Origin of the sequence: Microcoleus sp. Pol11C3, from assembly GCF_036701485.1 — a bacterium.
Taxonomy (GTDB): Bacteria; Cyanobacteriota; Cyanobacteriia; order Cyanobacteriales; family Microcoleaceae; genus Microcoleus.
Genome location: NZ_JAUBQW010000035.1, coordinates 18,826 through 45,680 on the forward strand (window position 1 = coordinate 18,826; position 26,855 = coordinate 45,680).

Annotated in this window: 20 protein-coding genes, 1 tRNA gene and 1 pseudogene; 7 read left to right on the forward strand and 15 right to left on the reverse strand. The window is 45.7% G+C overall.

The genetic code is table 11. The annotated features are described in order from the left end of the window. Positions 1–17: 17 nt before the first annotated feature. The 5 genes from QUA40_RS10840 to QUA40_RS10860 all read right to left on the reverse strand — a co-directional run bounded on the left by QUA40_RS10840 (position 18) and on the right by QUA40_RS10860 (position 8,350). Complete coding sequence (locus tag QUA40_RS10840; RefSeq protein WP_333125106.1) at positions 18–2,810, reverse strand: adenylate/guanylate cyclase domain-containing protein; 2,793 nt, start codon at positions 2,808–2,810, stop codon at positions 18–20. 133 nt (positions 2,811–2,943) lie between these two features. Then, positions 2,944–4,500 carry a PAS domain-containing sensor histidine kinase gene (locus tag QUA40_RS10845; protein ID WP_333125108.1) on the reverse strand — a complete coding sequence of 519 codons (1,557 nt, stop codon included), beginning with the start codon at positions 4,498–4,500 and terminating at the stop codon, positions 2,944–2,946. Beyond that, a complete protein-coding gene (locus QUA40_RS10850) occupies positions 4,497–5,033 on the reverse strand; it encodes a Rab family GTPase (protein ID WP_333125111.1) in 537 nt (178 codons plus the stop codon). Before QUA40_RS10850 ends, QUA40_RS10845 begins: the two co-directional genes overlap by 4 nt. 2 nt (positions 5,034–5,035) lie before the next feature. Further along, positions 5,036–7,735, reverse strand: a complete 2,700-nt coding sequence (locus QUA40_RS10855) for an OmpA family protein (protein ID WP_333125114.1) — start codon at positions 7,733–7,735, stop codon at positions 5,036–5,038. Positions 7,736–7,741: 6 nt separating this feature from the next. Beyond that, positions 7,742–8,350, reverse strand: a complete 609-nt coding sequence (locus tag QUA40_RS10860) for a hypothetical protein (RefSeq protein ID WP_333125116.1) — start codon at positions 8,348–8,350, stop codon at positions 7,742–7,744. Between the two features lie 1,106 nt (positions 8,351–9,456). Here QUA40_RS10860 and alaS point away from each other — a divergent pair. The 4 genes from alaS to QUA40_RS10880 are packed head-to-tail and all read left to right on the forward strand — an operon-like array spanning position 9,457 to position 17,334. After that, on the forward strand, positions 9,457–12,108 hold the full coding sequence (gene alaS / locus QUA40_RS10865) for an alanine--tRNA ligase (RefSeq protein WP_333125117.1): 2,652 nt from the start codon (positions 9,457–9,459) through the stop codon (positions 12,106–12,108). A 35-nt stretch (positions 12,109–12,143) separates the two neighbouring features. Continuing rightward, positions 12,144–15,371, forward strand: coding sequence for a CHAT domain-containing tetratricopeptide repeat protein (locus QUA40_RS10870; RefSeq protein WP_333125119.1), 3,228 nt, complete (start codon positions 12,144–12,146; stop codon positions 15,369–15,371). 60 nt (positions 15,372–15,431) lie between these two features. After that, positions 15,432–15,797, forward strand: a complete 366-nt coding sequence (locus tag QUA40_RS10875; protein WP_333125122.1) for a hypothetical protein — start codon at positions 15,432–15,434, stop codon at positions 15,795–15,797. Further along, positions 15,784–17,334 carry a hypothetical protein gene (locus QUA40_RS10880; RefSeq protein WP_333125125.1) on the forward strand — a complete coding sequence of 517 codons (1,551 nt, stop codon included), beginning with the start codon at positions 15,784–15,786 and terminating at the stop codon, positions 17,332–17,334. Before QUA40_RS10875 ends, QUA40_RS10880 begins: the two co-directional genes overlap by 14 nt. Before the next feature lie 162 nt (positions 17,335–17,496). Here QUA40_RS10880 and moeB read toward each other — a convergent pair whose 3' ends face one another. From moeB to QUA40_RS10920, 8 genes are all read right to left on the reverse strand, one after another. Next, on the reverse strand, positions 17,497–18,666 hold the full coding sequence (gene moeB, locus QUA40_RS10885; RefSeq protein WP_333125128.1) for a molybdopterin-synthase adenylyltransferase MoeB: 1,170 nt from the start codon (positions 18,664–18,666) through the stop codon (positions 17,497–17,499). Positions 18,667–18,745: 79 nt separating this feature from the next. Next, entirely contained in the window at positions 18,746–19,225 is a 480-nt protein-coding gene (locus QUA40_RS10890; RefSeq protein ID WP_333125130.1) for a M67 family metallopeptidase, read from the reverse strand. A 319-nt stretch (positions 19,226–19,544) separates the two neighbouring features. Further along, positions 19,545–19,772, reverse strand: a complete 228-nt coding sequence (locus QUA40_RS10895) for an indolepyruvate ferredoxin oxidoreductase subunit alpha (RefSeq protein WP_006635695.1) — start codon at positions 19,770–19,772, stop codon at positions 19,545–19,547. A gap of 144 nt (positions 19,773–19,916) precedes the next feature. Then, positions 19,917–21,152: an ATP phosphoribosyltransferase regulatory subunit gene (locus tag QUA40_RS10900; RefSeq protein WP_333125132.1), complete on the reverse strand. Its 1,236-nt coding sequence runs from the start codon at positions 21,150–21,152 to the stop codon at positions 19,917–19,919. 448 nt (positions 21,153–21,600) lie between these two features. Continuing rightward, positions 21,601–22,557, reverse strand: coding sequence for a tetratricopeptide repeat protein (locus QUA40_RS10905; protein WP_333125133.1), 957 nt, complete (start codon positions 22,555–22,557; stop codon positions 21,601–21,603). Between the two features lie 102 nt (positions 22,558–22,659). Further along, complete coding sequence (locus QUA40_RS10910; RefSeq protein ID WP_333125136.1) at positions 22,660–23,475, reverse strand: inositol monophosphatase family protein; 816 nt, start codon at positions 23,473–23,475, stop codon at positions 22,660–22,662. Between the two features lie 181 nt (positions 23,476–23,656). Continuing rightward, a complete protein-coding gene (locus tag QUA40_RS10915; protein WP_333125139.1) occupies positions 23,657–24,172 on the reverse strand; it encodes a thermonuclease family protein in 516 nt (171 codons plus the stop codon). A 34-nt stretch (positions 24,173–24,206) separates the two neighbouring features. Continuing rightward, complete coding sequence (locus QUA40_RS10920) at positions 24,207–24,575, reverse strand: 2Fe-2S iron-sulfur cluster-binding protein (protein WP_333125141.1); 369 nt, start codon at positions 24,573–24,575, stop codon at positions 24,207–24,209. 214 nt (positions 24,576–24,789) lie between these two features. Here QUA40_RS10920 and QUA40_RS10925 point away from each other — a divergent pair. Next, positions 24,790–24,874, forward strand: a tRNA-Ser gene (locus tag QUA40_RS10925). A 246-nt stretch (positions 24,875–25,120) separates the two neighbouring features. Here QUA40_RS10925 and QUA40_RS10930 read toward each other — a convergent pair. Both QUA40_RS10930 and QUA40_RS10935 read right to left on the reverse strand, forming a co-directional pair. Next, entirely contained in the window at positions 25,121–25,519 is a 399-nt protein-coding gene (locus QUA40_RS10930; protein WP_333125142.1) for a transcriptional regulator, read from the reverse strand. Beyond that, the gene (locus QUA40_RS10935) at positions 25,503–25,802 is read right to left on the reverse strand and encodes a type II toxin-antitoxin system HigB family toxin (RefSeq protein ID WP_333125144.1); all 300 of its coding nucleotides are present in this window, start codon (positions 25,800–25,802) and stop codon (positions 25,503–25,505) included. Before QUA40_RS10935 ends, QUA40_RS10930 begins: the two co-directional genes overlap by 17 nt. Positions 25,803–26,198: 396 nt before the next feature. Here QUA40_RS10935 and QUA40_RS29000 point away from each other — a divergent pair. Together QUA40_RS29000 and QUA40_RS10940 are read left to right on the forward strand one after the other, a co-directional pair. After that, positions 26,199–26,345 (forward strand): annotated as a pseudogene (locus QUA40_RS29000) (hypothetical protein); the annotation flags it as partial. A 60-nt stretch (positions 26,346–26,405) separates the two neighbouring features. Continuing rightward, on the forward strand, positions 26,406–26,855 hold a 450-nt coding region (locus tag QUA40_RS10940), incomplete at its 3' end, for a ribbon-helix-helix protein, CopG family (protein ID WP_333125147.1).

Genomic DNA, 26,855 nt, shown 5'->3' on the forward strand with positions numbered 1-26,855 from the left:
ATGACTGATGACCAACCTTATTGTTTCCGAATGAGAATATAAGTTTTCATTTCCCCTTTGCCTTTAACTTCAATCATTCCTCGCTCCTGAAACAGATATTTGTCTTCCACTAACTTATAAGTAGTTTCGCTGACTTGAATCCGCCAAGGCAAACCCTGAGATTCCATGCGGGAAGCAATATTTACCGTGTCGCCCCATAAATCATAAATAAACTTCTTTATACCAATTACTCCGGCAACAACCGGGCCGCTGTGAATGCCGATGCGGATGCTAAAATATTTATTATGGCTAGCATTAAATCTGGCTATTTCTGCTTGCATATCTAGGGCCATTTGGGCGATCGCATCTGCGTGGTCTGCCCTGGGTTCAGGCAGTCCTCCTACTGCCATGTAGGCGTCGCCGATGGTCTTGATTTTCTCTAACCCGTGCCGTTCGCACAAAAGGTCGAATCCTGAGAAAATCTGATTGAGGAGCTCCACAAGTTCGATCGGATTCATCACGGCAGACAAAGCAGTAAACCCCACAATGTCGGCGAACAAAACAGTCACTTCCGGAAAGTATTCGGCAATAGTAGTTTCGTTTTGCTTGAGGCGTTCTGCTATTGCCTTGGGCAAGATATTTAACAGCAGCTTTTCGGATTTTTCTTGTTCTTCCCGCAGTGCATCTTCTGCTTGCTTGCGTTCCGTAATGTCGTGGTAACTCCAGACTCGGCCGATAATTTTATCTCCCAGCCGCTGCGGTTGCGAATAGCGTTCAAAAAATCTGCCGTCTTGAAATTCCAACAAGTCGTAACTTTCGGCTTCTGGCTGCTCGTAAAGCGATTGTATTCTCTGTTGAAATGCTTGGGGGTCTTTGAGTTGGTTCAGGACAAAGGCGATCGTTGTGGGGTCGTCTCGCACTGCCATCACTTCATTAGGTATGCCCCACATTTCCACAAATTGTCGATTGAAAGTGACGATTTTACCGCTCCTGTCAATCGCTAAAATACCGTCCGCAGTAGAATCAAAAGTTGCTAGCAGCAGGGACACAGATTTTGCTAGGGCGTCTTCGGCCATTTTTCGAGCAGTAATGTCTCGCAAAATAGCGCGAATCGCTACTAGCGAACCTGCCGCAAATTTACAGCTTATGCTGCCTTCAAGCAAAATCTTTTCGTGATATTTAGTAATAAATGTTAGTTCAATAGAGTCTGGATACAATGTATTTTCATTTATCGTTTTTTGGGTAATAGCTTGATACAATATATCCAGAGACTCTGGGGAACTGTTCGGATGAATGATATCAAAAACAGTCATTTGAGCAATTTCTGCTTCCGTGTAGCCCAAAGTTTCCCGCCAAGCCCGATTTACATACAAAAAATGACCGTCGGCTCCAATACTTTGAATTAAGTCAGTAGCATTTTCAAATAAGTCTCGCAGTTGTTCTTCGCTTTCTCGCAACGCTATTTCCGCTTGTTTGCGCTTGATAAATTGACCGAGCTGGCTGCCGATGGTTGCCATTATCTGGAGTAATTCTTCATCAAAACACTGCACTTCGCGGCTGAAAAAAATCATCACTCCCAACACAGACTTTGCAGAATTTTCAGGGTCGTAGTCGCCCAAAATTGGAAAACCAAAAGCTCCGTGCAGTCCTTCTTCAGCAGCGATTTCGCGGCGTATACAACTGTCGCTTTTTGTGACATCGGCAATCCACTGAGAGCAACCGCTAGCCCAAACGAAACCGGGTAATCCTTCGCCAAACGCACAAGTCATTTGTTCGGTAAATTCGACAAATTTGGGGATAGAAACTGAGCGTTTTGTCCAACTGGTGACGCAGCGAAGCAAATTGGGGTCGGAAACCGCAGTTATTCTCTTAGTTTCTGACAGCAGTTTTTCCCCAGCTTCAGGCATCCAAAGTTCGGCGGTATCCCATCCCAAGCTGTCACAAATTACGGGGAGAATTGCTGCTATAGCTTTTTTGATTGTTTCGGATGCCGACAGGATGCGAGTGGTGACGTACTGAGTTATTTGTCGCTTGCGGGCCCGCTGTCTATCTGTGACATCGCGGCCGATGTAAACGAAATCTTGAAGGGCGGGCCCAGAGCCAGAAACGCCTTTAATATCAGTCGAAATCGCTGTACAGGAAAACGAAACTGTTAGCTTTTCTCCGGTTTTTGCCGTGCAAATTACTTCGGCGTTAGTTTGCAATTGTTGAGGCTCCTCTTGGCTGAGTGCTTGCAAAGAGGAGCCAAAAGCAGCCAGGGCGTCTATTTGCTGGCATACTAATTCTGATTCGCTGTAACCGAACAAATCTTGAGCCGCTTGATTGACTTTTTTAATTTTTCCCGATGCTGTTGTTACCAACAAAACTTCGGCCATTGAAGTAATAATTTTTTCAACATAATTATTAGTAGCCGCTAAGGTACTCAATAAAATATCCATTTCATTGGTAGCTTGCACTAAAGTTTGTTCTAAAGCCATCCTGTCGCTTACGTCTTGAAAAAATATAATTAATGTCTGATAATTCTCGTCATTGGTGAACTCGACGATATACATATCAAAATAAAGCCGCGAACCGTTTCCTAATAGCCGCGTCATCGCTTTTAATTCAAAATTTGGCAAACGTTTTTCAAAAATATCGATTAAAATTTCTTCAGTTCCCACCAATTCGGGAAAGGGAATGCGGACATCGTTGCCGGCGACTACTTCCTCGGGACATTCGCCAAACCGCTGCACTTTGAGAGATGTTTCTTGGATTAAAAAGTCTTTATCTAGTGCTAGGTACTCCAAGTGGTGGGGAACTAACAGTTTTTTAACAAGGTTTTCATGTGACATTTTTAGTAGTGAAGGCGCCCTCGGTAGCAAATTATCTAAAATTAATCTATAGCGGTTCTCAAAAAAGTGAGGTATGCCCTATGCCCTATGCCCTATGCCCAGTCGTACCTCATCTTTCTGAGAAAGGCTATATTTATCTCTGTTTCTCAAATGGAATTCTGACTATAAAGGTAGTGCCTAACCCTGTCTCGCTGGAAAATTCGATTTGACCTTTGTGCAAGTCTACACACTGCTTGACTATGGATAAACCCAGTCCAGTACCGGGTATTTTTCCTACATTTTTGGCTCGATAATAAGATTCAAACAGTTGTTCTTGGTCTTCTATAGGAATGCCAATGCCTGCGTCTTTAATTTTAAATATAGCTTCTTCCTTATTATGACAATTTAATTCAAAATAAATATGACTGTCGATCGGCGAATATTTGACAGCATTTGACAGCAAATTTGTCAATATGTGCTGCAGCAATTTTCGATCTAGTGCGGGCAACTGTTGGGTTTCCTGCGACTCGTTATCATTTTTTGGCGCGGGCGTAACTAATTCTTGATAAATAAAGTCAATTGTATGATTTTTTCCATAACTAATTTTAATTGATTCTACTAACTCCTTGCAAAAGTTTTTTAAGTCAACTGGTGCGGGATAGAATTCGAGTTTTCCTGCTTCGGCGCTGCTGAGCAACCGCACGTCATCTAATAGCTGAGCCATCTGTTGAGATGCTGATTTAACGTGTTGCAGGTATTTTTGTTTTTCCTCGTGGGTGATTTCGTCGCCGTAGTCTTGGAGGATTTTAGTAGCAAATAATACTGTACTTAAAGGATTGCCGAATTCGTGAGCGAGCATCGAGAAAAAACGAGATTTTACCTGTCTCAGTTCTTGCTCTTTTGCCAAAGAACTGCGAATTTCTATTTCTTGTTGCTTGCGTTCTGTGATGTCTCTGCCTATATAAATGAAATCGTAAAGTCCCTCTAATTCTGTCTGAATTGCCGAACAGGAAAATTCTACCCAAATTTCTTCACCTGCTTTAGTAGTGCAGACTATTTCTAGCTCTCTACGCAGCTCTTTCTGAGACAAAATATAGTGGTGGCGAGCTTGGTAAAGTAATTTTTCTTCCACTACTATTAGCGAGAGTGGGTTGCCGATAAATTCTGCTTCGCTGTACCCAAATAACCATTGTGCTGATTGATTGACTGTTTTGATAATTCCTAATGTTGTTGTCACTAACAAAGCATCGCCCATCGAACGAATAACTTTATCTATATAATCTTTAGAAGCGGCTAAGGCACTAACCAAAAGATTAGCTTCATTAGCGCTCTGAATCAACGATTGCTTCATCACCATCTTTTCGGTGGTATCTTCAATCAAAATTAGCAATTTATTTGGCACATCTTCTTGTTCGTCTTCATGTTTGATAGCCAACATATCAAAGTATAAAGGGCGGTTTTGGTCGGCAAACCGAGCGATACCTTTGATTTCAAAACCCGGCAGCCGTCCCATAATGATAGACATGAGGATATTTTCAATGCCAATCAGTTCGGGAAAACTCATGCGAGCATCTGCACCGGGTATAGCGTCGTCCGGAGTATCGGCATAATGCTGCACTTTGGCGGAGGTTTCCTGAATGATGAAATGGTGATTTACTACAAAATACTCTATTTGTTGCGGGCCCAATAACTTTCTTAAAATGGGGTTCATACTGGTTCTACCATTGTGTAAGCTAGTTTGTAGAAAATTTCGTCAACGTCTTTCCCTGTTTTAGCAGATGTCGTGTAAACTGCTATTACTTTGTCTTGACCTATGGAATGGGACATTTCCACTAGCAGCGCCAATTTTTCCTCGTCAATCAAGTCTACTTTGTTCAAAGCGACGATAATTGAGCCTTTAGGGTTGACTGAAGAATAAAGCTGAATGTGTTCGGAGATTCGCTCAACTGTTTCGGAGCGGCTGACATCGGCAACGATTAAAACGCCGCTAGCTCCCTGCAAGTAAGTCGGTGCTATTGCTTTGAATTTGGTATGGCCTTCTAAATCCCAAATCAGCAACTTTGCAGTCACGTTTTCCCGCTGTTTGACCCCTTCTAATTCTACGATTTTGCTGGAAATTTTTACTCCCACAGTGGAGAGGTACTGGTCGCTGAATTGTTGATCGACAAAACGGCGAATCAGGCTGGTTTTGCCCACGCCAAAATCGCCGATCATACACATTTTTTTAGATATATTAACTGACATAATTATTTACTGTTTATGGTCTTAGTTATTGGTTCAAATACCACGCATCTGCTTAAAAGTGGTGGTTGATTGGGTTCCACGTCGGCAGGAGGATGGGGGATGCCAACCGTTTGGAGGCGCTTTGGGTCAGCACCTTGCCGCACTAAACCATCTCGCACTGCTGCGGCACGCCTGAGCGACAACTGTTGATTTGTAGCAATTTCCCCAGTTCGATCGCTGTATCCAATTATCTTAATCTGTTTTTGAGGATATTGATCCATGAATTTTTTGATACTCGCGATGATTTCTCCATGTGTAGAGTCTAATGTTGTCGTTCCTTGCTGGAAGTAGATGCGGGTTGTAATTTTCAGCGGCTCTAGTTTAACTGTGCTAATCACGGATTGAACACCGGGAATTTGCTTCAGGGACTGAGCTATTTTCTGTGCGTCTGCACTGTCTCTAACTGTACCCTCTACAGTCACTTTGCGATCGCCATACCGTGTAGAAATAGAAACGCCCTCTCTCTGGTTCAAAACGGCGGTAATCCGCTGCACCTCGGCGGCAGTCAAAACTGGATCAGGGGGGACATCTACAGCTACAATTCTATTATCTAATTGCAATTTTGGTGCAGTTGATGCGGCTATTTTTTCGGCTTGTGCCCGCAATTCTTGATTGGGCAACTTTCCGGTTAGCTTTAAAGTTTTGCCATCAACTGCAACATCTAAGCGGTAAACTGCTAATTCGGGAGTCGAGGCTAAAGCTGCGACGGCATTTGCTTCGAGGCGGCGCTCAACGCTGCTGCGGTACTGATAAATTCCCCAAGGTACTAAGATTAAGCTCAGGACGGCTAAACCGATAGCTGCTAGGGCGATCGGGGGTTTTGTTGATTTTTCCGTTGGTAGCGGGTCGAATAAAGTTTTTATACACGGGTGCAGCGACTCGGGTATAGTATCGGGGTCGCCGTTAAAATCGTGAATTACTTGAGCATAATTAACAATGAGATTACTAACGGTTTCTCGTATTTTCTTGATGAAAGAGTCTGGCGGTTCTCCTTTAATCACGACTGCCATGTAGCAATATCCCGCTACTTCTAGCATAATTTTGGAGTCGCCGTATTCAATTTGATTGAGTTCGGAAACTTGTCCCGGCCCAAGGATGCAGTCGTTAACAAAGCTGCGAATAGCTGTGAGCATTCCTGCTACCATTTCTGATTCTAACTGGTAGCTTTCTGAGTTTTGAACTTCGGAAATTATCAAGCCAGATCCTTTGTGAATTAAGAAGGCTGCTTGGACGGTGAAGGGTACTGATTCTTGGAGGATTAATTCAGCTTCGGAGACTCCTTGTACTTTGGAGCGAATTTTTCGCTTAAATCCTTCGACGCTGATGGAATTTGACACTTTTTCATTGATTGTCTTGATAGCTTCTGCCATGTATCGGGAAATTGTACTGCCAATTACGGGATAGAGCGCATCCACCATAGAGTCGCGTTCGAGTTTTATTTGGGCTGTAATCGCTTTGCCCATTTCCGGTGCAAGGGCTTGGGCGATCGACTCTTGGTCAAGGCGAATTTGCTCTTTAATTGCCAGACCTATTTCTGGGGCGATCGCGTTAGCAATATCCGCTGGCGAATTTACTATTTGTTGAGCAAGTGCTTCGGGAAGCAGCTCAGCTATTGCCGAACTCATTGCCGACTTGTTTTCCTGAGTTTTTGCCCTAATCACTTCGTCAATAATTGGGACGATCGCGTTGACAACTTCTTCTCTGGAATCGGCAATTTTGCGGCTGAGAATTTCTGCGATCCAAGGCAGCATCAACTCAATCAACTCTTGGGGCTGGTAGATTTGGTTCTCCAATTTTTCTAATTTATCGTCGATTGTTGCCATCAGGTGGCGCACCCCCGGCAAATCGTTTTCTGCCAGCAGACTTTTCACTTGCTCGATATCCGAGATTTGCGAGCCAAACATCAGATTTTGCAGCCTTTCCATCGCGCTGTCGGCTTGATTTAAATCCAGTTTAATTTGGCCTAATATTTCTGTCGGCTGTTCTAGTAAGTTTGGGCTTTCTAGATCCGAAGCCACCGCAGCATCTAAATATCCAGTTTCGGGTGGCTCTGAGACTGTGGAAACTATGGGATTATCGGGAATTTCCGAGGGTTCTGACTCGGTTTCGGGAGCGAAAAAATCCTGTAAATGCCGATCGAACTCTTGGAATTTTTGAGCCTGTACTTCCTGTAGAGAATCTTTCATTGTCAAGTTAGACAATTCTGCGACAGGCTGTGATTCCTCCTCCAAATCCGGCTGGGCGATCGCTGAAACATCTATAGTTTTAGCTGAGGAATAGTCTTTTACCAGTTCTGAAATGTTGAGTTTTTGAGTAGGCAACAGCAAACTTTTGAAATCGTCTGCAACAGGCGGGGAATCGCCAGACTCGGGTTGGCGATCGCCAATTTCGGTTACACTCGCTGCAACTTCCTCTGGCGCTTGCTCAGAAATACCTAACAAATCCATCAACCCGCCGAGGGCCCCAGCTTGATTTTTTTCGCCGCTGCTGTCATCTTCGGACTCTGCATTTTGCTGGTTTGAACCACCAAAAATTTTGAGATCGACTAACAGATTCAGCAAGGGTTCTAGCTGGGTTGCTGCATCCGCAGCAGACTCGTCAGGTTGAGAAACAAAACCCTCTAACTCATTTTCGTCAGCCGGATTTTCTTTCGGTAAAGCCATGCGTTATTATCCGTTATGGTGGCGCTCCGGCAACAGAAATTCGGTATTTAACTTATTATCCGCAACGCCTTTAAGTTCGGGTACAAATTCTGTTCCTTTGAGCCTCATGCCGAGTTCAAACAGAATTTCTGCCATGTCGTCTCTAGAAACTTTAACATCTCTGAGCATAGAAAAGCGACGATCTAGCTCTTCAAAAACCTGTGTTTTCAAAGTGCGGGTTTCTTCAGATAGTCGCTCTCTGGTTTGGGAGAGTTCGTCGCGAAGCGAACTGGTTTGATTGTCTATAGCCTCGTCGAGGGCTTCCAGGCTGCTGGAGAATTTGCGGTTAACGCGATCGACTTGCTGACGGATATCGGCGCTTTCTTCTTGGGTGTTTGAGGTGAGCGATTTAACTTTCTTTTCTAACGAATCAACTGCAGCCCTCATTTCTCCTGAAAGAACTGTTTTTACTTGTTCGATGCGAGTTTGCATATCTTGCTGCATCATCGACAAGTCGGAATCTATTTTATCGAAGCGATTGTCGTATTCTCTAAGCTGCGCTCCAAAAATTATATCGCGAATCTGGTCGATATTTCCCAGCCGTTCGCGCATTTCTTCTTTAGTTATTTCGGCCATGCTTGTACCTGTAATCTCCGGCGATTGTGAGTTTAAGAACTGTGCTAGTGATTTACGAAATTTGTTGGTGGCACTAGCTTGGTTGAGTGGGCGGGCTTTTATGGTTTGAACTCTCACCCCTGCGTCGGGGATGGGATTTTTTAGAGTCTTGACTCTAAATATCCTGAGATTCAAATTTTTGAGCCTGGTCTTGTCACCAAAAATGGCGATTTGCTATCCTTGGCTTGCAGCAAGCTCATAGAAGCGTAGATTTTGCTGCTCTACAGCACAGCGGGGTAGATTTTAATGTCTTGTACTGACATCCTCAATGATATCGCATCTTGACAGTGCCTGATATCATAGCGCTTGATCCCCGGCAAAAAGCGGGGCGCGCGCTCCACGTCCAATTATATATAACATATAACTCAAAACCTGCACCGATCGCTCGCCGATCGGCTCCGAGGGATGTTGCCTTTGGGCAGAAAGCACTTATACAGTCGAACTCTGCCCCTCTTCTCCTGCGATCGGCCTATAAAAATTCATAGGGCCCGATCGACAGCGATCAGACCCAATAATATGAGAACTTTGTTTTTTCTAACAAACGAGATGTGTTTCCGGTTGAGAACTGTTACTTACTAGGGTTTACAACTTGTGCAGCTTTACTTTTAATCCGCAACCACAATAAGTCTGACTCGACTGCTGTTTGGCTTGACTGCTCGATCGGCAGTTCGCCACTATTCCAAGTTGTGTTCGGTTAATTTCTGCTGCGCCTCGGAATCTAGACCGGAGACACCATGCCTATATCCTCGAACTTTCTTTCTAAATATAGCGACCTCCTGTTTCTTTCTTTCCCGGTGTCTATTATTAAGTTAGCACGAGCTTTCCTAGGAGTAAAGCACTATTTGCAAAACTTGATAGGTCTTTACATTACTAAGTATAATGATATGAATCTCCAAATAGATGTAAGTTAGCACTCACGCACTCCTAACCAACAAACCGGGTTTTTCTACCGAAATTGAGGATTTTAAGCAAGTATTTTGGTAGAAAAACCGGGTTTCTGGACACCCGTGCGTAAGTCCTATAAATTCTATTGTTGCTACATCTTTACATACTTAAGTGTTTTTGTCATGTCTATTTCTCCTAAGTTTCTCAGTGGCAGCCAAATCCGCCAAACATTCCTCGACTTTTACGCCCAGCGCGGACATAAAATCTTGCCGAGTGCTTCTTTGGTTCCCGAAGATCCGACAGTGTTGCTGACGATCGCCGGAATGCTACAATTCAAGCCGATATTTCTCGGACAGCGCACCGCCGAATCACCGCGCGCCACGACTTCTCAAAAGTGCATCCGCACCAACGACATCGAAAACGTCGGCCGCACCGCCCGCCACCACACGTTTTTTGAGATGTTGGGTAACTTCAGTTTTGGGGATTATTTCAAGAAACAGGCGATCGCCTGGGCGTGGGAACTTTCCACGGAAGTTTTCGGTTTACCAGCGTCCAATTTAGTTGTTAGCGTTTTCCGCGAAGATGACGAAGCTTTTGCGATTTGGCGCGATGAAATTGGCATTCCGGGCGATCGCATTCAACGCATGGGAGAAGATGACAATTTCTGGCAATCCGGCCCGACAGGCCCCTGCGGCCCGTGTTCCGAAATTTACTATGATTTCCACCCAGAAAGAGGCGACAATATTGACCTCGAAGATGATAGCAGGTTTATTGAATTCTACAACCTGGTTTTCATGCAGTACAATAAAGATGCAGAGGGCAATTTAACACCGCTGCAAAATCAAAATATTGATACTGGCATGGGACTGGAACGGATGGCGCAAATCCTCCAGAAAGTCCCCAATAATTACGAAACAGATTTGATTTTTCCGATCGTTCAATCGGCGGCGGAACTTGCCGGGATTGATTACCACAATAGCGATGAAAAAGTCAAGGTTTCGCTGAAAGTAATTGGCGATCACATTCGGGCTGTGGTGCACATGATTGCGGACGAAATTCGCGCGTCGAATGTGGGTCGGGGTTACATTTTGCGCCGCTTGATTCGCCGGGTGGTGCGCCACGGGCGACTGATTGGAATTCAGGGCGAATTTACGGTACGAGTGGCTGAAAGCGCGATCGCCCTTTCGGAAGCTGCTTATCCGAACGTGCGATCGCGGGAAGCTCAAATTAAGGCGGAATTGGCAAGGGAAGAAGCGCAGTTTCTCAAGACTTTGGAACGCGGAGAGAAGCTGTTGGAGGAAATTATCGATCGTACAAAACAGCAAGCAAACCAACAAATCAGCGGTCAAGATGCTTTCACTCTTTACGATACCTACGGTTTCCCCTTAGAACTGACTCAAGAAATTGCTGAGGAACAGGGAATTTCTGTGGATTTGGACGGCTTTGAAGCGGCGATGAAGGAACAGCAAACTCGCGCTAAAGATGCTCGCCAAACAATCGATTTAACCGTGCAGGGTTCTTTGGATAAGTTAGCTGAAACAATCCAAGGAACAGAGTTTGTCGGTTATGCTGAAGTGTCGAGTTTAGCTGAGGTGGAAGTGATCTTAGTTGACGGCAAATCTGTCGAGGAAGCAGCCGCCGGCACTGAGGTACAAGTTGTGTTGAACCAAACGCCGTTTTATGCAGAATCCGGCGGACAAATTGGGGATAAAGGTTATTTGAAAAGCGGAGATAATGGTGATAGTTTGTTAGTGAGAGTTGATGATGTGAAGAAGGAATCGGATTTCTTCGTGCATTTCGGCTTTGTGGAACGGGGAACCCTGAAAGTTGGCGATAGTATTACTGCGAAAATTGACAATAGCGGTCGCCGCCGAATTCAGGCCAACCACACAGCAACTCACTTATTACAGTCAGCTTTGCGAAAAATTGTGGACGATTCGATTTCGCAAGCGGGTTCGCTGGTATCAACGGAAAGATTGCGGTTTGATTTCAATTCTCCGCGCGCTGTGACAGCAGAAGAGTTGGAGAAAATTGAGGACTTAGTTAATAGTTGGATTGCTGAGGCGCACGCTGCGGAAGTTGCAGAAATGCCGATCGCCCTTGCGAGGGAAAAAGGCGCGACTGCGATGTTTGGCGAGAAGTACGGCGACGTGGTGCGGGTTATCGATTTTCCCGGCGTTTCGATGGAATTGTGCGGCGGAACTCACGTCAGCAATACCGCAGAAATCGGGCTGTTTAAGATTGTTTCCGAAGCCGGGGTAGCGGCGGGAACTCGCAGGATTGAAGCGGTTTCCGGTCAAGCTGTTTTAGACTATTTGAATGTGCGCGATAAGGTAGTGCGCGATTTGGGCGATCGATTTAAGGCGAAGCCTGAAGAATTGCCGAACCGGATTACTAATTTGCAGAATGAGTTGAAGGATACTCAGAAACATTTGGCTGCTGTGAAGTCGGAATTGGCGATCGCGAAATCCGACCAGTTGTTGAGTGTGGCTGAGGATGTCGGCGAATTCAAAATCATTGTAGCTCAATTGGGCGATGTGGATACGGAAGCGCTGAAAACTGCGGCGGAAAGGTTGCAGCAAAAGTTAGGAAATGCTGCGGTTGTTTTGGCATCAATTCCTGAACCGGATAAGGTAAGTTTGGTTGCAGCTTTTAGTCCAGAAGTCAATAAAAAAGGATTGCAAGCTGGCAAGTTTATCGGAGGAATTGCTCAAATTTGCGGCGGCAAAGGCGGCGGGCGGCCTAATTTGGCGCAAGCTGGGGGACGCGATGCAAGTAAGTTGCAGTCAGCGTTGGAAAGTGCTCGCAATCTGTTAGTTGAAGGATTGGGGTAATTCATCCCCGCGCCGAGCCCAGAAACCGGGTTTTTTTGACAATCATCGCCCAACACCCGAAAACTCCCAAAAACCCGGTTTCTTCATCCCCGCGCCCAGCCCAGAAACCGGGTTTTTTCGACAATCATCGCCCAACACCCGAAAACTCCCAAAAACCCGGTTTCTTCATCCCCGCGCCCAGCCCACAAAAAATGTACAATATCCCAAACATGGGTAATGCAATGAAAAGCAAAAAACAAACCTATTTCGACCTAATCGAATCCCTGATTAACTCCCCCAACGAGGAAGCACAAATCGCCATCCTGAAAGCCAAGGGAAAACGGCTCGATGATGATTTTGCGGATTTTTTGCGTAAATGGGCAACTAAAATCATAGCAGAAAAAAAATTCCGCCAAGCTAGAGACATTATTATTAATATTTTAAACTTCAGTAACTTGATTCAAGAGTTTCCACTGGGTAGCAAAAGCAGCAATATGGAAATTGCCATTGCAGGCTACGACGTGGGAATGAAATTTTTTAACCGATATGATGATCCCGAAAATTGGGCGGCGACTCAAAATAATTTAGCAACTGCTTACAGCAAGAGAATCAAAGGAGAAAGGCAGGATAATATAGAAAAAGAGATCGCATTTTATGAAGCAGCTTTACAAGTTTACAGCCGCCCTGCTTTCCCGCAACAATGGGCAGGTACTCAAAATAATTTGGCACTTGCTTACACAGATAGAATCAAAGGAGAACGGGGTGAGAATATCGAAAAGGCTATCGCATTTTATGAAGCAGCTTTAGAAGTTGATACCCGCGATGCTTTCCCGCAAGATTGGGCTGAGACTCAAAATAATTTGGCAATTGCTTACTATTCCAGAATCCAGGGAGACAGGGGAGAGAATATAGAAAGGGCGATCGCATTTTATGAAGCTGCTTTACAAGTTCGCACCCGCGATGCTTTTCCCCAAGATTGGGCTGGGACTCAAAATAATTTGGCAATTGCTTACAGTGACAGAATCAAGGGAGACAGGGGAGAGAATATAGAAAGGGCGATCGCATTTTATGAAGCAGTTTTACAAGTTCGCACCCGCGATGCTTTTCCCCAAGATTGGGCAAGGACTCAAAATAATTTGGCAACTGCTTACAGTGACAGAATCCAGGGAGACAGGGGAGAGAATATAGAAAAGGCGATCGCATTTTATGAAGCTGCTTTACAAGTTCGCACCCGCGAAGCTTTTCCCCAAAATTGGGCTGGGACTCAAAATAATTTGGCACTTGCTTACAGTGACAGAATCCAGGGAGACAGGGGAGAGAATATAGAAAGGGCGATTAAATGTCAAAAACGTGCTTTAGAAGTTTACACTCCTACCACCTTACCCCGTGAGTGTCTGCGAAGTGGGCAAAACTTAGGCAATTTAGGATTTGCCGAAAGTTTCTGGGAAACAGCCATCTTCGGTTACGAAAAAGCCATCGAAGCAGTCGAACAAACCCGCGAGTGGGTAACATCCCAAAACCGCAAACGACAAATCATCGAAGAAAATCTCGACATCTACGAAAAAATGATGCAATCCTGCATCAATCACAAACAATATGACAAAGCAGTCCAAACCGTAGAACGCAGCAAATCCCGCTACCTAGTCGAACTCTTCACCAACAGCGAAATCTACCCCAAAAAAGCCACCGAAACCGAGAAACAGCAACTCAGAGACTTGCGCCGCCAAATCGCCGCCGCCCAACAATCCCTAGAAACAGAATCATCCTCTCCTACTCTTTCTCCCCCCCTTAGCAAGGGGGGGCCAGGGGGGGTTCCAGAAGACTCCGACACAAAACGCACAACCCAAACCCGCAGTCTCAGCCCCGAATCACTGCAACAACAAACAGACAACTTAGCAACAGCATTGCAGCAATTAGAACAATTGCTGGAACAGATAAAACAGCGCGAACCCGAATTTGTTTTAACCCAAGCAGTCAAACCCATAAACATTGCCGAATTCCAGAAAACATTAGACACAAAAACAGCAATTGTAGAATGGTACATCGGCAACCCCAAATTTAACAACGAAGACTGGGGAGGTTCAGCCTTCATCATCACCCGCGACAAAATAGACTTAATAGCAATTACCGCCACCGAATTAGCCGAATTAGAAACCTGGACAAACGACTATCTCAACGAATACCGCGGCGACGAAGCCAAACAAAAAATCTGGCAACAAACCTTATCCGACAAACTCCAAAAACTCTCCGAAATCCTGCGGCTAAACGAGATAGTCGCCAAAATCCCCAACGATTGCCGCCAACTAATATTAGTACCTCACCGCTACCTGCACTTATTCCCCCTCCACGCCCTACCATTCACATCAGAGGGCGGGCACGGGGGCACCGCCCCTACGAAATACCTCCTAGACAGCTTCCCCGACGGCGTGAAATACGCCCCCAGTTTGCAACTGCTGCAACTCGTACAAAACCGCAGCAAAACCCGCACATCTGCCGCCCCTGAATTGCAGCCATTATTTGCAATTCAGAATCCCACCGAAGATTTATCAAATGCCGACATGGAAGTAGAAACCATCAAAAAAAGATTCAATCCCCACGACATCTTAATCAAACAACAAGCCACAAAAATCGCCTTCACCGAAAACCTCAAAAACCTTTCCAATGCCAGCTACATCCACTTTTCCTGCCACGGAGTCTTTAACTTTGACTATCCGCTGCTGTCCCTTCTAGCCCTAGCCGATTCCATCGAATCTCCCGTAGGGGCGGTGCCCCCGTGCCCGCCCGAATCGCCCGAAACTCCGCGCTATGTGACAATGCGTAGCGGGCGAAAAGCTATCCCGGAAAAATGCCTAACCTTGCGAGAAATCTTTGCCGATTTAGAGTTAAGTAGGTGCAATCTCGTGACACTATCCGCCTGCGAAACCGGCTTAACCCAGTCAACAACAATGACAGATGAATACATCGGTTTACCAAGCGGCTTCTTGTATGCTGGTAGTATGAATGTTGTGAGTACATTGTGGTCGGTCGATGATTTTGCCACAGCGATTTTAATGATAAAATTTTATCAGGAATTGCAACCTGAAGTTTCAGTAGCACTCGCTTTGAACGCCGCCCAAAACTGGATGCGCGCAGTCAGCCGGGAGGATTTTGGAGTTTGGGTTAAATCCTTAAATTTAGATAAAAAATCGGGGCAAATGGTGGAACTGTGGTTAGCATCGTCGCCAGAGGAACAGCCGTTTAGCCATCCCAAGTATTGGGCGGCATTCTGTGCTACTGGATATTAAGTTGAAGAAGGACTAAAGTCCTCACTACGAACCTGCATTTTATTAACGGAGAATAGTTCTATGGAACCGGAAAAAGTTATCATTACCTTTCTGAAATGGCTGACAGAAAATCCGAGCATTTTCATGCCGACAGCATGGCAAGATTTACCCAAACTAGAGACAGAAATCGCAGAATCAGCCGATGATGAAATATTTCCAATTGCCATGACTATCAGCAAGTGGTGCAGCAAACAGGGATTGGGAGAAACTTTAAGAGATAAAGTGCGGAAAGATATCGACGATGGAGGCGAACCCACCCCAACTACAATGCAGCCGCTAACCAATATCACTCAAGTTCTGCGTCAAAGCATTGAAGATAGGTACAAAAAACTTCAACAAGAACTCGATGCAGAGAATCAATCAAATACAGACAATGACTCAAAATAGTAAAATCTATGCCCCCAACGTCTATTTATTTGCCTATCACCTCTGCAAACCCCTAGAATCAGAGTCGATTTCCCCTGAAGAATTCGCCAAACTGTGGCAGAAGTGCAACGAGATATTGCAAACTAAATTAGCAGTCGGTACGGCATTCAACGGCAGCTACTTGCCCAAAAAAGAGGAACCTGCCGGATGGCGAGTCAACCTGATTAACAAACAAGTTGTCGGCGGCAGAAATTCTCTCGCTTTTGCTAAGGATATTTCCCATGACAACCAGCAAATTAGCGTCAAAGGTTTTGCCCAACCGCTGCGGATTGATGACAGCTATGCCTTGGGTTTACAAATTCGCGTTCCCGAAAAAGTTAACAACATTAAAACGCCCGCTGTCGATGTTAGCATCTTCAAGGAATTTAATCCCGATAACTGCTTGCTGCCGGATTTTGTGCAAAGCTATTTCGGTCAAACTCTGCTACTTACAGCTTGGCTGAGTGTCGAACAAAATCAAGCGGCGCGGGAAGATTCGCAGTTTCTGAAAAAATTAGCCCAACAGTGTCTAGAAAAATTTATTTACGGTCAAAATCTGCCGACTTTTTACCGTCAAGGCAAGTTATTCGGTAGCCCGATTTTAGAATACGGCAATCCCAGCCGGCAAGATACTGAATGCCACATTATAGTCTGGTTTTTCAACAGTTCTGCAACTGATGAAATCTGGGATGAGACGCGGTACAGCGATTTGGTCGAGTTGTTTTTGTTCCGCAATAAGATTATTCGCGCTTATCAAGACACTCGCAAAACTTACTTGGTGACTCGCGAGGAATACAAACAAATTGAACTGGATATCGACGCGACTTTTAAGTATTTGCAGCATGACGAACCCCACCAGCGACACTTGAAAGGTGCGGGTTTAAAGGAAGAGGAATTACAACATTTGGAACGCAAGACAATCGAGATGCCGCCCCGCGCTGTCAACTATGCCCGGTTGCTGATGGACTTAGAATTTCGGCAAAATACGATCGCCATTAACGCCAAAAATTACCAAGATAAATTAAATCAAATAAGTCTTGACTTAAAATCAAGCAAGAAGTACAGTGATAGCGATCGCGATTTAAGCTTTCTCGAATTATTCAGCCAAGAAACTTGCCCGCAGTTTGAAGAACAAATCAAAGCCGACTTAGGCTACTTCAAACACGGCACAGGCTTGCTAGACAAAGCAATGGAAGCCATTCGAGGAGTTGTCGCCATTGAAGAAGCTTATCGGGATGCGAAATTAGAAGTCACGATTCAAGCTGTCGGCTTGGGTTTGGGAGTAGCCGGGGTAGTGGCTGGCAGTTCTCCTTATTTAATTAAACAAGACCCGCCGAATCAATTTATTGCTTTGCCTTTCCTGAAGGTGGGAATTAATTCTTTTGCGTTGGTATTGTTGATTAGTATCGGCGCGGGGGTTGTGGTTTGGGGTTTGGTGATGTTGGGTGCAAATTCCAAGAATCTACTCGGTAAGTTCAAGAATCTACTCGGTAAAAATAAGCAGTTGCCGCCGCAATAGACTTGAATTACATAAATCCTTGATTAATACGGAAACCGCAGATTCAAGGCAGATAAACACAGATTAACGCAGATAATTTTGAGCTTGTTTGCGAATGAGTGCAAGAAGTCTAATCATCCCGGTTCCGGGCGGGCAAATCGCCCGCCCAGAAAAAGATTGATCTTAATATTGAGGTACAGATGGGTCTACTTCTTCACTCCAAGCAGTAATCCCGCCCTTAACATTAATCCCCTCAATTCCCGCTTCTTTCAAAATGCTCAAGGCCTTCGCAGAACGCCCGCCCATTTTGCAGTGTGCAATCAAGCGGTGGCCGTTCAACAATTCCTTGACTTTGGCAACACCTGCGCCGTGTTCGATATCCGGCAAAGGAACCAAAACCGACCCAGGAATTTGACCAATTTGATACTCGTTGGGATTCCGAACATCTAACAATACAAAATCCTTCGCACCGCTGTCGATTAATTCCTTAAGTTCTTTGACAGTCATCTCAGGGATTTTCTGTTGTTCCGCTTCCTCGGCTTTTGCTTTATTAAAACCGCAGAATTCTTCGTAATCGATTAACTTTTCAATTACCGGGCGCACTGGATTCGGGCGCAGTTTCAATTGCCGGAACGTCATATCTAAGGCATTGTAAAGCAACAATCTGCCGCTCAAAGTAGTGCCTTGACCCAAGATAATTTTGATAGCTTCCGTTGCTTGGATAGAACCGACAACTCCGCACAAAACGCCTAAAACGCCGCCTTCGGCACAAGAAGGAACCATCCCAGGAGGCGGGGGTTCCGGGTACAAATCGCGGTAATTCGGGCCGCCTTCGTAGTTGAAAACTGTTGCTTGCCCTTCAAATCGGAAGATGGAACCGTAGACGTTGGGCTTGTTTAGAAGGACGCAAACGTCGTTCATCAAATAGCGAGTCGGGAAGTTGTCCGTGCCGTCGATAATGATATCGTAAGGAGTGGCAATGTCGATCGCATTTTCCGAACTAACGCGAGTCTCGTACAAATCAACTTGACAAAAAGGATTAATTTCTAAAATCCGATTTTTAGCCGACTCAATCTTCGGTTTCCCAACCCAAGAAGTGCCATGAATTACTTGCCGCTGCAAGTTGGAATGGTCAACAATATCAAAGTCTACAATGCCAATGCGCCCAACACCGGCGGCTGCTAAATACAGCAGCAGCGGCGAACCGAGGCCTCCCGTACCGATGCAGAGCACGCTGGCAGCTTTGAGACGCTTCTGCCCTTCCAATCCAACTTCTGGCAGGATCAGGTGGCGAGAGTAGCGTTCGTATTCTTGTTTGTTGAGCTGGATCTCGTCCAGATTAGGATTTAGCATGATATTGTGTGTAGCGCAGATTTTGAATTATATCCTATCTGAATCTTTCGCATTTTTACGTGTTTGTTATTTTTACTAATTATTTCTTAATCTGAGTCGGTTCCACTAGGCGAATTTCCTCTGCTTGAAAGTTTCCCTCTCCGTCAAGACTCCAACTGCGGATATCTTCCGAACAGCCTTGTCGGACTGACACAATGATGTAAGAGTATTCGGCCCAGGCCAATGTCCGATCGCACTCTGAGGGCACTGCAGGACAATCCGTGTGAGAATGATATATACCGATAATATCCAGACTGCGATCGCGCCCGTGTTTCATCGCCCGCAACATATCTTCGGGCTTAATAGCATATCTGCGTCTTTCTGTCAATCCCTTTTCTTCAGGCCAATTCTCCTCAGCTTCCGCACTCCAAGCATTCTGAGTCGGCCAAACTTCTACCAAAGTTTTAACACCGCCAGTAACTCGACCCAGCAACAAACCGCAGCATTCTTCGGGATAAGCGCTTTCGGCATGGGTGCGGATGGAGAAAATGTGAGATTCGGAAAGTGCGATCGGCTGCATAGGATTTTATTGTAGTTTTTTTTGTAAAGTGCGATCGGGCTTTTTTTACACGAACCGCGAAGACGCGAAGGACACGTTCGGCGAAGCCGTTCCCGAAGGGTAGGAAGACAAGAGAAGGGAAGAGAAAGAACTCACAAAAGTAACCTAATTAATTACCTGCACTTAGATATCTAAACGTTAGATTTTTCCACTATTTCTCACTCCTATTCTGTGTGTCCTCTGCGGTTCGCAAAAAAAGTGAATGTAAGGTGCGCGACCGGGCGCACCTTACCCCTTAGTTTATGTATCTATCTAGCCCTCAATTGCAATCAAGTTGCAATTAAGAGGGAGTTTGCTGCAACTCAGGCCGCTCATCTGGAACGATCGCCCCTTCGACAGGACACACCTGCAAACAAATACCGCAGTCAATACAGGTATCAAAATCAATCCAAAACCAATCAGTACCCTTGACATTTTTGCCGGGGCCGGGATGAATGCAAGCAACCGGACAAGCGCCGACACAATCAGCAATTCCCTCGCAAATATTCGTAACAATAGTGTGTGCCATAGTGTTCTCTCAAAACATTTTAGTTAGATCGGGAATTAGCAATTAGCAATTGGCAAGACCTTCTCTCAATCAGCAGGATACATAATATCATATCGGGTGATTTTTAACCAATTACCAACTACTAATTACCAATTACCAATTAGCCTAATTTACCGTTTCAATTGTTGGCAATCCTTCGGCATTTACCCAAGCAATTTGAGTAATTCGTCGATCGCGCGCGTATTCCCGCGCCTCGTCCTCCGTTTCCCGACTCTCTAAATCTATTTCTACCCGAACTAGGTGAGTAGAGTCTCGGAGTTTGCGAGCATAATCAAAAGCCGCCGCCCCAGCTTCAGGAGTTTGAGGTACAACCAACCATTCGCTAGCGGGTGTCTCCGTGGGCAATTGCCCTTCTGTCAGCAAAACTTGGTGCAAATCTTCAATATTCAGACAAAACCCGATGCCGGGGGAATTTTGCCCTTGGGGGTCGAACAGTCCCAACAGTTGGTCGTACCGTCCTCCTTGTCCTAAAACTCGCTGTCCTGTCTTGCTGCTGCTGACAACTTCAAACACAATTCCAGTGTAGTAGTCAAATGTTTGAATTAAACTCAAATCGAGGTGAATGTGGGATTTTAGATTGGGAATTTTTGACTGGCATTTGTGCAATAATTCGATCGCCGATTTGAGATTATTTAACGCGGCTTGCTGCGGCAAATCTAAATCTAGTTTGGCAACAATCGGCAACACCTCTTCTGGGCGGCCGCGCAAGTCAAATAATAGCAGTGCTCTTTCTCGCAATTCGGTTGACAGCGGCAAAGTTTCCAAGGCAATTCGATCGAGATTGGCGATCGCCCCCCGAACTTTCTGGCGCACGTTGGGCGGAAACGGTTCTAGCAATGTTGCAGTCAAGCCCGCTTCTCCCAAAACCAAATGCCACTCATCAATTTCCAAGCTCTGCAAGCACTCAGACAGCAGCAGCAGCACTTCCGCATCCGCAACCGCCCCCCCCGCGCCGAGGAGCTCTACCCCAGCTTGATAGAACTCTTGTTGCCCCCCTGAGCCAGTATCTGGGCCTTTGCGGAACACGTTGGCGTTGTAGTAGAGGCGCTGAGGCTGCCAGCGAGTCCCGGCCATCCGCATTGCAGCCGCGCGGGCGATAGATGCTGTCAATTCCGGCCGCAAACCGAGTTCTCCATCCTCGGCGTCTTGCAGTTGAATTAAGGTCGATCGGTCGATCGCCCCTCCAGCCATCAATGTCTCCAGCCGTTCTAGAGTAGAGGTAATAATCCGGTGATAGCCCCAGCGGTGAAAAACCTGCTGTAAGCGCCGTTCGATCGAAATTTTTTGAGCAACGTCAAGGGGCAATAAATCTCTTGCACCGGATGGGGGTTGGTGAACCATATCAATTTTAGATTTTAGACTTTAGATTTTAGATGGGGCTTAGAAGCTTAGCTTTATGGACGGTGTTAAAGTCTAACCACGCCAGCCTAACATTTGACTTTAACAAATTAAGGTGTCATATCAATTTGAGATTTGAGATTTGAGATTGGGCTTAGAAGCTTAGCTTTAGGGGAAGCTGTTAAAGTCGAAGAAGGCAAGCTTAACATTCGACTTTAACAAATTTAGGCATCATATCGTTTTCCTTTGCATCGGAATAATCATTTTCCCCGTCAGTGCGATCGTCCCCTTCTTTCTGGAGCATCCGCGATCCCAGGACGATCGCACTCTAGTGTAATTCCGATGTCACCGGATTTGATCTCACCAAGTCTTGATTTTTTTGATCTAGCTCACTCCGCTGCTGAGCAGTTCACCCGTTTCTAAATATTCAAGACTCACAATTCACAACTTCTCACTTCTTCTTCCCGCCAAACAAACTTGCAAAAAATCCTGGTTTCTCGTCACCTTTTTTGCTCTTTGCTGCCGCTTGTTCCAGCTTTTTCTTCACCTCCAAAGCCGTCGGTTCTTCAGGATTGGATGCCAAAGCTTTGTTCATCTCAAGTTTCGCCATTGTGGCTTGATTTTGTTCAAGGTAACACATTGCTAACATAGCGTGAGCCTTGCTGTGTTTTGGAGCGCGCTTCAGGGCTTCCCTCAACTCCAAACTTGCTTTAGCGTAATTTTTGCTGTCCATAAATCCTTGAGCTCGGCGGCAATAGGCTTCGGTCTGCGAGTCTGGGGGTTCGAGTTTAGGCGGAGGAGGAGGCGTGGGATTTACGGTGGCTGTTTTTTCTGCTGCTGTTTTTTCTGCTGCTGTTTTTTCTGTGCTAGTTGTGCTTGTGGCTTTTGCAGATGAAGAACCGGGTGCAACCGCACCACCGCCACCGCCAAGGCGCTCTTTTCGCAGCAGGTAAACCATGTTGAGTTCGCTAATTTGAGCGATCGCATCTTCGGTTTCCTTAACTGATTCGTACTGCTTGAGAGCGAGTTTGCTAACTGCTGTTTTGTAAGCTTCTTCCCAATTTTGAGCGGTAGCTAACTGTTTGGCTGCTTCGCTTTCAATTTGCATTTTCGCCTGTTCTTTAACAACGCGCTTGCCGATGGCTGCTAATAGCAGGCTGTATTCTTTGCGATCGCTTTCCTTAGAGAATTTATTGTAAGCCGGATTGACTACTTTTGACAAAAATTGGTTAGCCCAATCTTTATCAGCTTGGCTTTCAAAAGAGCAAGTATCCGAATGCAAGCGGCGGGCGATTTTCATGTAGCGCTTGCGGATGTCGTTAAACTCGGCGTCTAAGGGAATTCCCAAAATTGCGTGCTGATCTGTAAAGTCATACTTGAACAGCCCTTTTGTCATTTCAAAAGACATAACTTTTACTCTTCCTTTCCTGGCTTTTCACTATTCTTTAATGTAGCTTGAGTCAAGGGGTTCTGACCCCCGTACTACCCCCGATCTCTTGCTGCAGGCAGATTACCCCCAGGAAGATAAGGGAGGAACGGCTAGCAGTGCGCCGCGGAGTTCGGCGTGTATTTTGCCGTTTGTCGCCAAAATCCGACCCGAGTTCATCTCAAAGGCACTGCCGTCATAAGCTGTAATTTGACCTCCGGCTTCGGAGACGATGAGTACACCGGCTGCTACGTCCCAAGGGGAGAGTCCCCGTTCCCAGTATCCGTCCGATCGCCCCATCGCGAGGTGTGCGAGGTCTAGGGATGCCGAACCGCTGCGCCGCACGCCTTGGGTGAGGTGGGTGAGGTGACAGAATTCGGCATAGTTATTGTCTGCTGTTTCGCGCCGATCGTATGCAAAGCCTGTGACTAGCAAGCTGGTTCTCAATTCTGGGATTTGGGAAACTTCGATCGGCGATCGGTTGCAAGTTGCTCCCAATCCTTTGCCTGCCCGAAACAATTCGTTATGAAAAGGGTCGTAAATTACTCCAATTTGTGGTATGCCGTCGATTAAAAGTCCGATCGACACGGCCCAAAAAGGATATTGGTGAGCATAATTGGTTGTGCCGTCCAAAGGGTCGATCGCCCACAGGTATTTGCTGCTGGCATCCCCTAATTTGCCGGATTCTTCGGCGAGGATGGCGTGGTCGGGTACGTGGCGGCCCAAAATTTCTAAGATGACGGCTTCGGAGGCTTTGTCGGCTTCTGTGACTAAATCACCCGATCGGCCTTTTTCTTGAATTTTTTCTAATTTTCCGCAGAAAGATTGCAGGACGGAACCCGCGGCTAGGGCTGCTTCGGTGGCTATTTCTAAGAAGTTTTGCAGTTGATTATCTGTCATTAGGAAGTCAGAGGGAAGATGAAAGCAATGCGTACCGGTTGACTAAATAACTGGTTCCTAGGCTTTGCCTGGGAACCTATATCTAGAGGCTCTGCCTCGGCTGGAAAAAATGGAGGCAGAGCCTCCGGATCTGCGTTCCCCAGAGCCTAGGAACGAGTGGAACTGTCAACTGTCAACTGAACTATTGCCGATTTTGCTGGCGAAATTCTGCGGGAGTTTGGCGCAAAGCTCGTTCTGGATTCCACAGGCCTTTTCCCATGAGTCTCGCCCATTCTTGAGCGTTGACGAGTCGCTGTTGGTATTTGGTGTTGGGCGATCGCACTGAGGCGAGGGCATAACCTTCTTTGATTAGCTGTTCGTTGAGCAAATTTTTATCTTGCCACAAGTAGGCTAGTTTGCGATCGAACTGGTCTTTCTGTTCGATGTCTGATTCTAACAATACCTGTTTTCCCCCAATTAGCTGTTCTAGTCTTTGTTTGGCTGCTTCTCCCCAAGGCTGCTGTTTTAAATCCGGGGCATCAATACCAATCAGCCTGATTTGTTCTAATAAGGCTATTTTGTCGGCTGTACTGATAACTTCGATTGTTTGGCCGCTGATGGCCCTTTCTACTTTGGCGATCGTACCTTGGGGCATTTCTGGTTTTTGGCAGCTAGCTAGCAACAGACAAAGGGCGATCGCACATAATCGATAAAGCATGGATAATTGGTAGTTGATAATTTATCAAATTGCCTTACTCTTCATCTAACGGCAAACCCGCTCTAACTTTACCTTTGCCGAAGTAACGGCCGAATTGCAGTTCGTACACTTCGTCTTCGTCTTGCGTCTCTACCTCGATGTTGGAACGCGGATAGCTGACGCACAGCAGGGCATAACCTTCTTTTTGGAGTTCCACCGAAAGCCCCATTGCTTCTGGCTGGTGCAGTTCTCCCGACTTGACGCGCACCGCACAGGCTGTACAAGCGCCGTTGCGACAGGAAAAGGGCAATTCTACTCCTTGGTTTTCCGCGCTTTGGAGGATGTAGCGGTCTTCGGGTACTCGCACGGTGTGGCGATCGCCTGTTTGTCTGTTATGAATTTTAATTGTGTAAGAGCGAGTCATGGAATTTTAGATTTTAGATTTTAGATTTTAGATAGGGGTTGGGCGGGCAAAATCCTTTAAATGAATGGGTTTGCGACACAGGGAGGAGAACCCAAGCCCGCTCGTTTGACACCCTACCCACATTAAACAGTAAATTTATGCCGTTACCCCTTCCCAAATCAGATTTGTTCTGCTAATATAGTTTAGCTGTGGCTAAATTAATTCATTTAGCCCTGGAGAGGTGGCCGAGCGGTTGAAGGCGCACGCCTGGAAAGTGTGTTTAGGGCAACTTAACGAGGGTTCGAATCCCTCCCTCTCCGTTAAACAAGCTGTTTAGGCAAAAAAAACAGCTTGCAAAAAAAATCTCTGATCTGAGATAAATACTTTGATTATTAGCGAGATCCCTTGAATTCTTTTAGAAAACTCAAGGGATCTCGCTTTTCTAGGGTCAGATGCCTCTGGCATGGGCATCGGGCATCGGGCATCGCTAATAGTTAGCGGTTACTGGTTAGTAGTTTTTCTAATCAGAAATAACCAATGCCCTATTCCCAATGCCCTATTCCCAATTAAATAAACAAGCTAGGTGAGATTTTAAAATAATCGCCTAGTGCCTTAGCTTGTGCCTTGCTAATCGCTCTTTTCCCATTGACAACCTCAGACACCACACCGCTCGATCCAATGATACCTACCAAGTCCGCTTGACGGGTGCCGCTGGATTCCATGATGTGTTGCAAAATCTCATGAGGCTCCGATTTGTCCATCGGATAATTTTCTGTCTCATAAACTTCAATCAGCGTTACTAACAACTTGTATAAAGCTCTCTCCTCTGGAGTGAGGTTTTTAGTGAACGTTAGCCGTTCGGCCACAGCCAGGAGGCGATCGTATTCCTCTTCGGTTTCGATCGCCCTAGGAGCAATTTCTGCAAGCAATTTGCTATAAGTGGCTCCATCAAAAGTAAGGATCATTTTTCCATTTGTCTTTGTCGTATTCAGCGTGGGTTAGGAAATATTTGTAAAAAATAGTTTGCTCCTCGTAGTTGATGCCAACTATCAGGCGATATTCGTTGCCTTTGATATTAAAAACTGTGAAGTTTCCTACTGCTTCGGCATCTCGGTAAATCTTGCGAACATCCTCCAACTTCTGCCATTCTGCTTGCTTTACAGTTTCGTTCCAGCTATCAATTTGATTTTTGACATTGGGATACTGGGCAGCATCTTTACGGAGGTTGCGGATCGATATTAGATTCATGAGTTGTTGGTTTTTTTATTTGGGACTTTTGCATAGGTGGTTTCTAGTGTTGTGGTGGTTTTGCTTGGCTACTATGCTTATACTCTCACTTTGAGAGGAAAACGTCAAGGCCCGATCGAGTAAAAATTCTTTAACGCACTCCAACTGGGTTTTGTCTGTGTAGGCGCGGTTGGAAACCGCAGGCTTTGTCTTTAATCCCACTCTTGCTCACCCGACTTGATCCTCATCCTGTAAAAAAGCTTCTAGCAGCGTGGTTCGGGCGATCACATGGAAGTTGTGGAAACTCGCCTTTTTGCAGCGTTCAAAGACTATCTGGCCGCTTATTTGGATTTGGTTGATCGCGCCGAACAGATGACATGGGGCGCAAAGTTAGATAATATCTAACAAGCTCAACAGTGCTATCTGCGATATCGTGCCGAAAAAACCGCGGGCGAGGGAATCTTTAAGCGGTTCTACGGCGAGGAAGGGATCGAAGATTATATTCACGGATTTTTGTTCAATTGGGAACGGAAGCTGGCACAATTGGTAAGTAACAAGAATTAATTTTAATAGAAGCTTCAGCCACTACACTAATAAGTGTAGGTTGGCATGAGGAAAATGCCAATGGTCAAAAAAAATCGCAATGTAGTTAGTTCCAATTCAGAAAGTAAAGTCAAAGTCGGACTTTCGCTGACTTCTTCTAGTGCCGATCGATTAAACGTGATCGCTCGCAAGCTCGGAATATCAAGGTCGGAACTCCTAGAACGCTTGGCACAAGGCGCTCTGGATATTTCTAAAGACAAGACGGAAGTTACCGTCACTTGGAAAAAAGGTGAAGAAACGGAGATAGAGGCCCCGGACTTGCAAGGGGAAACAGCCGAAGAAAGCGCCATTAATGACGCTGTAACGGCAGAAACTCTATCGGACTCGGTGAGTGTAAAACCAAATCCGCTGCAAGAAAGTTACGAAAGTTTACAACAGCAGTTGAGTGAACGCGAAAGTTCGATCGCTTCTTTGCAGCAGCAATTGGCTACTCAAAAGCAAAATGTCGAAAGCCAATTAGCCGAAACTGTA